The sequence below is a fragment of the Siphonobacter sp. genome, from assembly GCF_048595215.1.
GTDB lineage: Bacteria > Bacteroidota > Bacteroidia > Cytophagales > Spirosomataceae > Siphonobacter.
On sequence record NZ_JBMDWJ010000085.1, the window covers coordinates 1 to 10,496 of the forward strand.

The 10,496-nt window shown below is 47.9% G+C and carries 11 protein-coding genes and 1 pseudogene; 2 read left to right on the forward strand and 10 right to left on the reverse strand.

Features of this window, described 5'->3' with window-relative positions; translation table 11 throughout:
- A pseudogene (locus ACOJTG_RS04745) lies at positions 1–521 on the forward strand (hypothetical protein); the annotation flags it as partial.
- Between the two features lie 88 nt (positions 522–609).
- On the opposite strand, the gene ACOJTG_RS04750 reads toward ACOJTG_RS04745, so the two are convergent.
- The 10 genes from ACOJTG_RS04750 to ACOJTG_RS04795 form a co-directional block, all read right to left on the reverse strand.
- Positions 610–1,320, reverse strand: a complete 711-nt coding sequence (locus ACOJTG_RS04750; RefSeq protein WP_420152765.1) for a glycosyltransferase family 2 protein — start codon at positions 1,318–1,320, stop codon at positions 610–612.
- 286 nt (positions 1,321–1,606) lie between these two features.
- Entirely contained in the window at positions 1,607–3,046 is a 1,440-nt protein-coding gene (locus ACOJTG_RS04755) for an amino acid permease (RefSeq protein ID WP_420152766.1), read from the reverse strand.
- 177 nt (positions 3,047–3,223) lie between these two features.
- Complete coding sequence (gene accC / locus ACOJTG_RS04760) at positions 3,224–4,564, reverse strand: acetyl-CoA carboxylase biotin carboxylase subunit (protein WP_104714762.1); 1,341 nt, start codon at positions 4,562–4,564, stop codon at positions 3,224–3,226.
- A 90-nt stretch (positions 4,565–4,654) separates the two neighbouring features.
- Positions 4,655–5,128, reverse strand: coding sequence for an acetyl-CoA carboxylase biotin carboxyl carrier protein (accB, locus tag ACOJTG_RS04765; RefSeq protein WP_420152767.1), 474 nt, complete (start codon positions 5,126–5,128; stop codon positions 4,655–4,657).
- A 54-nt stretch (positions 5,129–5,182) separates the two neighbouring features.
- Positions 5,183–5,746 (reverse strand): elongation factor P, encoded by a 564-nt coding sequence (gene efp / locus ACOJTG_RS04770; protein ID WP_420152768.1) that lies wholly within the window; start codon positions 5,744–5,746, stop codon positions 5,183–5,185.
- A gap of 157 nt (positions 5,747–5,903) precedes the next feature.
- A complete protein-coding gene (locus ACOJTG_RS04775; protein ID WP_420152769.1) occupies positions 5,904–6,890 on the reverse strand; it encodes a beta-ketoacyl-ACP synthase III in 987 nt (328 codons plus the stop codon).
- Positions 6,891–6,956: 66 nt separating this feature from the next.
- Positions 6,957–7,892, reverse strand: a complete 936-nt coding sequence (plsX, locus tag ACOJTG_RS04780) for a phosphate acyltransferase PlsX (RefSeq protein ID WP_094814967.1) — start codon at positions 7,890–7,892, stop codon at positions 6,957–6,959.
- A 155-nt stretch (positions 7,893–8,047) separates the two neighbouring features.
- The gene (gene rpmF, locus ACOJTG_RS04785; protein ID WP_094814969.1) at positions 8,048–8,242 is read right to left on the reverse strand and encodes a 50S ribosomal protein L32; all 195 of its coding nucleotides are present in this window, start codon (positions 8,240–8,242) and stop codon (positions 8,048–8,050) included.
- 81 nt (positions 8,243–8,323) lie between these two features.
- Entirely contained in the window at positions 8,324–8,887 is a 564-nt protein-coding gene (locus ACOJTG_RS04790; protein WP_420152770.1) for a YceD family protein, read from the reverse strand.
- Between the two features lie 227 nt (positions 8,888–9,114).
- Positions 9,115–10,182, reverse strand: coding sequence for a toxin-antitoxin system YwqK family antitoxin (locus ACOJTG_RS04795; protein ID WP_420152771.1), 1,068 nt, complete (start codon positions 10,180–10,182; stop codon positions 9,115–9,117).
- 158 nt (positions 10,183–10,340) lie between these two features.
- Here ACOJTG_RS04795 and ACOJTG_RS04800 point away from each other — a divergent pair.
- Positions 10,341–10,496 (forward strand): NAD-dependent epimerase/dehydratase family protein (locus ACOJTG_RS04800; RefSeq protein ID WP_420152772.1); only part of this gene is annotated, 156 nt, incomplete at its 3' end.

A 10,496-nucleotide genomic window follows, 5' to 3' on the forward strand; every position in this document is an offset into this window, starting at 1 on the left:
CAGCGTCTGAAATGGCCATTCAATATTACGAGACCGGTAAGATGTATAATCTGGGTTTTGTCCTCTACGCCAGTTCCTGTATCAGCGTCTATTTTGTCATTCCAGAAGCCCTGATGACTCGCCGCTGGGGACACTATCTAGCTTATCCCCGCAAGAATCCCCTTCTCTTCATGGGACTGGTGGTTGTGGTCCTGGTTATTGCCGTATTCTTCCCGGCTCAACAAACGAATAACAAGTATTTTGACTGGCCGTATCTGGGCTATGTCGATCAGGCTTTAACCATGATTGGACTTTCGGGCCTTGTCAAACAACTGCTATACGCCCTTTTGATGCTCTTGCTATTGATGCGATTCATCACACCTGAGCTTTCACTGGGTAGTTGGGTGCTACTGATTAATCTATTGATGCTCGGCAAAGCTCAGCTTTCCTGGGATAAATATTCATTACCCACGGTCTTGATCTTGTGGTATCTAACCCTGTTTAATGCCTACTGGCCCTTACAAAAGAACGCAGAAGCCTAAACTTCGTCGTCCGTGCTATTTAAAAAGAAAACGTTCCGAACGAAAGCTTCGGAACGTTTTCTTTTTAAATCGTATGCTCCGGATCGGCTTAACCTCCCAAACCGTACTTGAGAATACAGTAGATGGCCCGAAAGCCGTCTTTCCAGTTGATTTTCTTACCTTCCTCGTAGGTGCGTCCGTAATACGAAACGCCCACCTCATAAATGCGGATGCCTTTAATGCGGGAAATCTTGGCCGTTACTTCGGGTTCAAAGCCGAAGCGTTTTTCTTCCAGTTTCAGCCCTTTTAGTAGATCGGCCCGAAAGAGTTTGTAACACGTTTCCATATCCGTCAGGTTAAGATTGGTGAACATGTTACTGGCGAAAGTCAGCATTTTGTTGCCGATGGAATGCCAGAAAAACAAAATCCGGTGCGGGCGACCACCCATAAACCGCGAACCGTACACCACGTCGGCATAGCCATTGATGATTGGTTTCAGTAGTAGATTAAATTCTTCGGGGTCGTACTCCAGATCCGCATCCTGCACAATGATATAATCGCCTTTGGCAGCTCTGAAACCCGTATGTAACGCAGCTCCCTTTCCCTGATTTACTTCGTGTTTTAAGTACGTCAAATCCAGGTTGGGATGCAGACTTTGAAATTCGGTAACGGCTCGTTCCGTCTGATCTTTTGAGCAGTCATTGATGACAATAATTTCTTTCTCAAAAGGGGATAACAGTTGAATAGATTCCAATCGTGAAAGAACGCGTTGGATTGTCTTTTCTTCGTTGTAAGCTGGAACAATAACAGATAGTAACATTGTAAACGCGATAGGATAAGGTCGAAAGTTCGGGAAGTAGGTCAAAAAAGTTTGAAAAGATAGGTATAAAATTCCATAGCAGGAGTACCCGTATCAACCGCACACCGTAGGTATGCAGTCATTTGCTAGGCTTTACCCTATTCCTCCAAACTTAAGTAAATATTTGATTTTCAATACCTTAACCACCAAAATTCGATCCATATTTATAGGCATTCGTGTTTTTATCGATCTTTAAAAAAGGAAAGACGAACGCCTGACTATCGTATTCAACCAGACTTATTTAGCTCTATTCTTCGCGTAGTTTACTTTGCTTTTTTCCGTATAAAAAATAAATCGCAAAGCCAATCAGTAGCCATACAATTAAGCGAATCCAGGTATCTAAAGGCAAAGAAAACATCATCAGTAAGCACGTGAGAATGCCCAAAATAGGCACGACGGGTACCCAGGGCGTACGGAACGGCCGAGGCGTTTCGGGCTGTCGTTTTCGGAGGACAATTACGCCCAGACAAACCATCACAAAAGCCAGTAAGGTCCCAATACTAACCATTTCACCCACGATGTGAATGGGCATGAACCCAGCGAATAAGCTGATGAATGTACACAGTAAAACATTGGATTTATGGGGCGTCTGAAAACGCGGATGCAGGCTGGAAAAGACCCTGGGCAGCAGTCCGTCTTTACTCATGGTGTAAAACACCCGAGACTGCCCTAGCAAGTCCACCAGGATTACGGAGGTATACCCAATCAGAATGCCCAGGATGATCAATTGCTGTAGCCACTGATACGGCGTTTTTTCGATCGCCACGGCAATGGGAGCCGCACTATTTTTAAATTCAGTATAATGAGCCATGCCCGTAAGGACAAAGCCAAAGACCACGAATAACACCGTACAGATGGCCAAAGACCCAATAATGCCAATGGGCATGGTCCGTTGGGGATTGCGGGCTTCCTGAGCCATCGCAGCTACAATATCGAAACCAATGAATACGAAGAAAATCACCCCGGCTCCACGAAGGATTCCACTCGCTCCAAATTCGCCGAAAGTACCCGTGTTTTCAGGAATGAAGGGATGGTAGTTTTCCGGTTTGATGTACTGAATACCCAACGCAATAAACACGATTACAACCGCAACTTTAATCGCCACGATGATGCCATTCACCCAGGCCGATCCTTTTGTACCGCGAATGATAATGGCCGTAATGAGCCAAAGGACCAGTAGGGCTGGTACATTCATAATGCCGCTGACCGTACTACCATCCGCTAGCGTTACGGCTTCAAAAGGACCGCGTACCCATTGCGGGGGCAGGTGAATACCGTAGGAAGACAGAAATTTAATCAGGTACTGCGACCAGCTAATCGAAACGGTTGCTGCTCCTACGGAGTATTCGAGGATTAAATCCCAGCCGATGATCCAGGCGAAAAGTTCGCCCATGGTGGCATAGGCATACGTATAAGCACTACCCGCTACGGGCACCATAGAAGCAAACTCGGCGTAACATAAGGCACTGAACGCACAACCAACGGCGGCCAGCAAAAAAGATAGCACAACGGCCGGACCCGTATTGTTGGCTGCGGCAATACCCGTGAGCGAAAAAAGTCCGGCTCCGATGATTACGCCAATACCAATGGCAATTAAATTCCAGGAACTCAGGCTTCGTTTGAGGGTATTGCTACCTTGTTCGGCAGCTTCGGTTTGCAGCGAAGCAATGGACTTAATCCGGCTCATTAATCTATCTTTTTGGTAGGGAATTTTGTAAATATAATTTGCGAAGGGCGATCCCGCTACCGTTGAGCCTGAAAATAGGATCACCTGCCAGGAAAGTGCGGCACGTTTGCGGACTTTCAAGCCATAAAAAAAGGCTGGATCGCTCCAGCCTTTTTCAGTATCAACAGCCGTGGACTCTTAAAGTCCGCTGAAATCGAAGTCATTGAGGAATTGCGTCGTGAACTGTCCGCTTTGGAAAGACGGATCGTCCATGAGCCGCAAATGGAAAGGAATCGTCGTTTTTACGCCTTCAATAACGAATTCCGACAGAGCCCGTTTCATCCGCGTAATCACTTCTTCCCGACTCTGACCTGTTACGATTACTTTAGCAATCATGGAATCATAGTTCGGCGGAATGGTGTAACCCGCGTATACGTGGCTGTCAATCCGTACGCCGTGACCACCGGGCAGGTGTAGCGTCGTGATTTTGCCGGGAGCCGGACGGAAATTATGTCCGGGATCTTCGGCGTTGATGCGGCATTCCATCGAGTACAGTTTCGGACTGTAGCTCTGACCTGAAATGGGCACACCGGCGGCCACTTTGATTTGTTCTTTGATCAAATCGAAGTCGGTTACTTCTTCCGTAATCGGGTGTTCTACCTGAATACGGGTGTTCATTTCCATGAAGTAGAAGTTACCGTGTTTGTCGACCAGGAACTCAATGGTACCCGCTCCTTCGTAACCGATGGCGGATGCTCCTTTGATGGCAGCCTCACCCATTTTCGCCCGTAACTCCGGCGTAATGATGGGAGAAGGCGTTTCTTCGACCAGTTTCTGGTGACGACGCTGGATGGAGCAATCGCGTTCGGACAGGTGGCATACCCGACCAAACTGATCCCCTACGATCTGAATTTCGATGTGACGGGGTTCTTCCACGAATTTCTCCATGTACAGACCATCGTTACCGAACGCCGCCGCCGATTCCGTACGAGCGTCGTGCCAGGCTTTTTCGAATTCTTCTTCGCTGCGAATGACCCGCATACCGCGTCCACCTCCACCGGCCGTAGCCTTGATGATGACGGGGTAAATGCCACGGGCTAACTCGATTCCTTGTTCCAGGGACTCCAGCAAACCGTCGGAACCGGGGATAACAGGTACACCAGCGGCTTTCATGGTTGCCTTGGCCGTAGCCTTGTCACCCATGGAATTGATTTGCTCGGGAGTAGCTCCAATAAATTTGATTCCGTATTCGCGGCAGATTTGCGAAAACTCGGCATTTTCCGAAAGGAATCCATAACCAGGGTGAATCGCGTCCGCACCGGTTACTTCAGCCGCTGAAATCAAGTTGGGGATACTTAAATAAGACTGGCGACTTGGCGGAGGTCCGATACACACTGCCTCATCCGCAAAACGTACGTGCAGACTTTCGCGATCGGCAGTCGAGTATACAGCCACCGTTTTAATACCCATTTCCCGACAGGTACGGATGATCCGCAGGGCAATCTCGCCACGGTTGGCAATTAATATCTTTTTAAACATCTTTTCAGTTTGCAGTTTTCGGTTTTCTGTATTCGATAAAATCACCGTCCGTTCCTACTGAAAACGGACGACTGAAAACAGAAAACTAACTTACACAGGTTCAACTAAGAACAGCGGCTGGTCGTATTCTACCGGCGTGGCATTTTCAACCAGTACTTTCACGATACGGCCGGATACTTCTGACTCGATTTCGTTGAAAAGTTTCATGGCTTCAACCACACAAACTACTTTACCGGGTTTGATTTCCGTACCGACTTCCACGAATGCCGGAGCATCGGGGCTACCCGCCCGGTAGAACGTACCGATCATGGGTGATTTAACCGTAATCAGGTTGGAAGCTTCCGCCGCCGCTGCAGGCTGGGCTGGAGCCGCCGGAGCACTCGGAGTAGCTACGGGAGCCGGAGCGGCTACGGGGGCTGCTACGGGAGCTGGAGCCGCCACGGGAGCTGCTACACCCGCGTAACGCTTCACGCTGATTTTCAGGTCAGTCGTTTCAATGTTTACTTCGTCCAATCCGGATTGGGCGATGAAATCAAGTAGATGTTGTATGTCTTTGGTTTCCATTGTGAATGAATTTTCGGTCTTGAAGAGTCGACGCGTACCGGCCGACGGACGGTATTACTTCACGCGTTCTACGTAATCGTAGGTACGGGTATCGATCCGGATTTTCTCACCTTGTTCGATAAAAAGCGGTACCATGATTTTAGCACCCGTTTCTACTTCTACGGGTTTCTTGGGGGAGTTGGCCGTATCCCCGCGGATACCGGGCTCGGCGTAGGTTACTTCCAGTTCAACAAAAGGAGGTAATTCCAGCGTCAAGGGAGCCTCCGTTTCCGTGTTGATCAGAATTTCAACGTTCTGGCCTTCTTTCATCAGATCAGCACCTTCCACGAGTTTTCCATCCAGCGTAATCTGATCGAATGTTTCGTTATCCATGAAGTTGAAACCCGTTTCGTCTTTGTAGAGAAACTGGAATGTACGACGTTCTACCCGTACTGGATAAATTGCTACGCCAGAGTTGAACGTGTTATCAATAACCCGACCTGTTGTGAGGTTCCGCAATTTCGTACGTACGAAAGCGGGGCCTTTACCGGGTTTCACGTGTAAGAATTCAACAATTTGGAACAGGTCATTATTGTAATTAATGACCAGGCCGTTTTTGATGTCTGCGGTCGTTGCCATGAAGGAGAATTTTTGAATGCTTGAGTTGCTGGGTTCCAGACGGATATTCTGTGGAACGGAACCAGGGTATTTGATAATAAAAGTAGCCAGGATTTCTGCTGGCTACTTTCTTCGTATTCAAAGCCTGATAAACATCAGGAAAGATGCGTACCGAAAGTTAGATCGCCCACTTTACCAAAGCGGCACCCCAGGTAAACCCACCGCCAAAGGCAGCCAGTACCAGATTGTCGCCTTTCTTGAGTTGGCTTTCGTAATCCCATAAACACAGCGGAATGGTAGCTGCGGTGGTATTACCGTACTTATGAATATTGAGCATTACCTTTTCGGGTCCAATGCCCATGCGTTGAGCCGTCGCATCAATGATGCGTTTGTTGGCTTGGTGAGGTACCAGCCAGGCAATCTCTTCGCTGGTCAATTGATTTCGCTCCATGATTTCGGCGGCTACTTCGGCCATTCGAACCACGGCGAATTTGAATACGGCCTGACCTTCCTGACGGGCAAAGTGCTCGCGGTTCTGTACCGTTTCCAGCGTGGGTGGATACTTGCTCCCTCCCGCCTTTTGGTAGAGGTGTTGCACGCCAGCTCCATCCGAGTAAACTTTCGAGTCTACAATACCATATCCATCGGCATTGGGTTCGAGCAAAACAGCTCCGGCTCCGTCACCGAACAGCACACACGTCGTCCGATCCTGATAATCAACGATGGATGACATCTTATCAGCTCCTACGACAATGACTTTGCGGTATTTCCCGGTTTCGATGAACTGAGATCCGATAGTCAGTGCATAGACAAAGCCCGAGCAGGCCGCTCCTAAATCGAAGCTGGGTACGTGACCCAGACCACAAGCCGTTGCAATCAGATTGGCCGTTGAAGGAAATACGTAGTCGGGAGTAACCGTTGCACACAGCAACAAATCTATTTCGTCCGGCTTCGTATTCGTTTTGGCCAGTAAGCCCTTCACTGCTTCAATGCCCATGACCGAAGTCCCTTGTCCTTCGCCTTTGAGAATATGACGCTCCTTGATGCCCGTACGACTCGTAATCCATTCGTCTGAAGTATCTACCATTGTCGAAAGTTCTTCATTCGTCAATATGTAGTCAGGCACGTATCCGTGAACGCCCGTGATCGCTGCAGTGATTTTCATAGTGTATTCTAAAGCAAAAAAGCACGAAGCCACTGCCCATACGTCGGCGGATTCGTGCTCACTTTGCTAACTTAACGCTTGCTTGATCTTCGTATATACGTCTGATTCGACTTGCCGTTTGGCTAATAGAATCATACTCTTAATCGCTAGCGGGGAAGAAATACCGTGAGCAATAATGACGTTTCCATTGACACCCAGAATAGGGCTTCCACCCGCAGCTTCGTAATTCATGTGGTTGACAAATTCGTCGTCCACACCCCGGCTTTTAAGAATATCGTAAATGGATTCGCCCATTTTTAAAATGACGTTTCCGGTAAATCCATCACAAACAATCACATCCGCCTTATCCGTAAACAGCTCTTTCCCTTCGAGGTTACCGATAAAGTTGTACTTCTTGGTGGCTTTCATTAACTGATGAGCCGCCTGAGCTACGAGTGATCCTTTCTGTTCTTCTTCACCAATATTCACCAGGGCTACGCGGGGATTATCGACACCGTGGGTATACTGTGCATACAGGGACCCAATTTCACCGAACTGTTCAAGCATTTCGGGCTTGCAGTCGGCATTGGCACCAATGTCCAGCAAAACGGCCATTTTACCCGAAACCTGCGGAGCAAAGCCCACGATAGCAGGCCGAATGAGTCCTTCAACAGCTTTCACGCTAAAGAGAGCCCCTACGTGCATCGCTCCCGTATTGCCAGCCGAGCAGAAAGCATCTACAACCCGCTCTTTCAAAAGTTTAAACCCAACTCCAATGCTGGAATTGGGCTTCTGAGAAAGGGCCTTGGTAGGATGCTCGCCCATGGCAATCACTTCGGTGGTATGTACAATTTCGATCGTAGCGGGTAACGTTCGTTCACCTAAGACTTCCTGAATATCCGCCTGGTTTCCAATCAATACGATTCGAACTTGCTCGGTTAATTCATTAGCAGCCAGCAATGCTCCTTCTACAATCGCTTTTGGGGCAAAATCACCCCCCATAACATCAACAGCAATCTTCATCCAGGTAACCAATTTTGGTGGCGGGCAAAATTAAGGGATTCGCCAAAAAAATAAATGGTTAATTGCCGATAGTTCACCGGTAGAAGTTGACCGGAGTGGTCAAACCTCTCATCTCCAATGAATACCCAGCAATTAACCATTTCTAACGCCCGTACTTAGGCGTTGGCTTTGTAGTTCTCAACTACCACTTTACCGCGGTAGTACAGATTTCCTTCGTGTACGTGAGCCCGGTGGTACAGGTGTACCTCGCCCGTAGTAGCATCCGTTGCCAGTTGTTTTACGGTCAGATTATCATGAGTCCGGCGTTTGTCACGACGGGTGCTGGAGTGACGGCGTTTAGGGTGTGCCATGTTGTTCTTAATTATGAGCCGCTACAGGCGGCCGTTTGTTAGCTATTGATCGATATGAATACGCGTTAACCGGGGCTGAAATCAGGATCCTTTCGAACCGTTTTTCAACTTTTTTAGGGCTTCCCAGCGGGGATCTACCTCGGGTTCGGCATTTTCGTCGGGCTTAGCCGATGAGTATACCAGAATTTCGGTGGTAGCTTCTTCGTCCTCTTCATCGCTCGCCACGGTACGGAACCGGGGATGCAGCTTTTTCATGGGGACGGTTAAGCCGATGAAATCAAATAGAAAGCGGGCCAGGTTTACTGTAGCCGTTTCCCAAGGAATGATTTCAATTTCATCAGATATTTGCTCTGCCTTATCTCCGAACTTCAGAATCTGCTTTTCCTTGGTCTGAAATGGTTCCTCGAAAGGATCCAGACTGCGGTCACAGATGAGTTCGTAGCTACCGGCAATGTCAAAACTCAGTTGCAGCATCGTGGACGATTTGTCCAGACCTACTTTCGCTTTAAAAGCTCCTTTTGAAATCAGATTCTGATCCAGAGCAGCGAAAAATTCGTTACCTCCCTCGAAATGAAAGTCGTAATGCTTGTTTTCGAGCTGGAGAATATCAATATCGTATGGACGTAATTCCTTTGGATTACTCATCTCTGTCAAAAAGGCTCGCAAAGTTAGGCCAATCTGCTGATTTTTACAACGGTAGAAAAATCATTTTTTCCAGAACAGCCTACTTTCGTGAATATTTAAGGGTTTCTATGGGTAAAATCGGGCTTTGTTCCGGGCTTCCCGCTCTCCCACGAGTTGATTTTTAGCCTCAGAACTGTATCCGCTTACTTTCAATCAGGGCTAAATTGGCGTACCACCCAGGGCTGTTTCTAGAAACGATCGCCTTCTACTTCCTCCTCTTTGTTAGCCTTGTTTTTGTTTTCGTAGACCAGTTTGCCCCGGTTGTCATACTCCCGCAGCACCGTGCCTTCCATGGCTTCGTACTTGTCTTTTCCGTACTGAATATCCCGTTTAGTACGACCCCCCGAACCAAACTGATGGTATTCCCGCCAAAGTTTCACGCGTACGGAATCATCCAGGGTCCCCTCTTCCTTGAGCTGTCCTCCCTCGTAAAACGAACGATACAGGCCCGTGTACTTCCCGTGCATCTTGGGAATTACTTCCTTAATTTTGGTTTGGCCCGCGTCGTAATACGTAATAACCGATTCGTTGGGAAAACCTTTCTCATAGATCTGTTTATCCGTCAGTCCTTCATCTCCGTCCACATCCTTCCCGTACTTTTCCCAGCGACCGTGTTTAGTGCCCATATAATAATACCCCTCTTCTTCCAGGTGTTCCCCCCGGAATCGTCGATAGGGTCCGTGCAGAATCTGGGCGTATTCCTTGTCTTTGATCAGAGTCGTCAGGATCCGGTGTGCCCGGTAATCAAACCAGTGAATGTCGCGAACGTAGACGCTGGGAGCTTGGTAGGTTTTAAGTACAAAAAACTCTTCAATGGTCACGCGTTCGCCTGATCCCAGTCGATTGGTAATATGGGTAATAGGAACGCCCTCATACTCGCTGGCCGCGAATTTGTTGATTTTCTTTTTTCCGCTCTTTTTGTTTCGGTGCGATACTTTCAATCCCAGATCGGCCGGTAATCCATCACTATTGAGTTCACCCAGCGGGGAACTAATGCCTGCACTAGCCGATACCCCTTCCAGAGCGGCTTTCTTCAGATTTTCTTTACTACTGAACGCATCCTTGATTTTATTCTTTTTTTCGCTCAGTTCGTCCAGAATCGTTTTGCGGCCACTTTTCTCAATCAGGGGCTTTTTACTAGTTGTAAATGCGGAATCGCTCTGAGCAAAAGTCGTCTGACTTAAACACACGCACAATCCGGCGACAAACCAGAAGCTGGAGATTTTAGTTATCGTTGTATCAACGCTCATACGCATAGATTCTACAGGGGTTGGAACGCAGACGTCCGGGAATTATTTTCTTAACGTGCTGATTATCTAATACAAAAATGCGAAAGAATTACGCAGAGATAGGAAAGTTTTCGTTTTTTGCAGAAAAATGTAACTCTTCCCGCCAATTATAATCGTTGACTATCGTGGAAAAAAACGCAAAAATCTATATTGCTGGCCATCGGGGCATGGTTGGCTCGGCCATTCTTCGCAAACTCCAGCAGGAGGGCTTCACTAATTTCGCCCTCCGCGGCTCGAAAGAGCTGGATCTGCGTAACCAAGAGGCCGTTCAGCAGTTTTTC

What these genes read in the sequence shown, in the direction of transcription:
- ACOJTG_RS04750 (WP_420152765.1), bottom strand. Translation starts at nt 1,320, where the DNA reads ATGTTACTATCTGTTATTGTTCCAGCTTACAACGAAGAAAAGACAATC.
- ACOJTG_RS04755 (WP_420152766.1), bottom strand. Translation starts at nt 3,046, where the DNA reads ATGAGCCGGATTAAGTCCATTGCTTCGCTGCAAACCGAAGCTGCCGAA.
- accC (WP_104714762.1), bottom strand. Translation starts at nt 4,564, where the DNA reads ATGTTTAAAAAGATATTAATTGCCAACCGTGGCGAGATTGCCCTGCGG.
- accB (WP_420152767.1), bottom strand. Translation starts at nt 5,128, where the DNA reads ATGGAAACCAAAGACATACAACATCTACTTGATTTCATCGCCCAATCC.
- efp (WP_420152768.1), bottom strand. Translation starts at nt 5,746, where the DNA reads ATGGCAACGACCGCAGACATCAAAAACGGCCTGGTCATTAATTACAAT.
- ACOJTG_RS04775 (WP_420152769.1), bottom strand. Translation starts at nt 6,890, where the DNA reads ATGAAAATCACTGCAGCGATCACGGGCGTTCACGGATACGTGCCTGAC.
- plsX (WP_094814967.1), bottom strand. Translation starts at nt 7,892, where the DNA reads ATGAAGATTGCTGTTGATGTTATGGGGGGTGATTTTGCCCCAAAAGCG.
- rpmF (WP_094814969.1), bottom strand. Translation starts at nt 8,242, where the DNA reads ATGGCACACCCTAAACGCCGTCACTCCAGCACCCGTCGTGACAAACGC.
- ACOJTG_RS04790 (WP_420152770.1), bottom strand. Translation starts at nt 8,887, where the DNA reads ATGAGTAATCCAAAGGAATTACGTCCATACGATATTGATATTCTCCAG.
- ACOJTG_RS04795 (WP_420152771.1), bottom strand. Translation starts at nt 10,182, where the DNA reads ATGCGTATGAGCGTTGATACAACGATAACTAAAATCTCCAGCTTCTGG.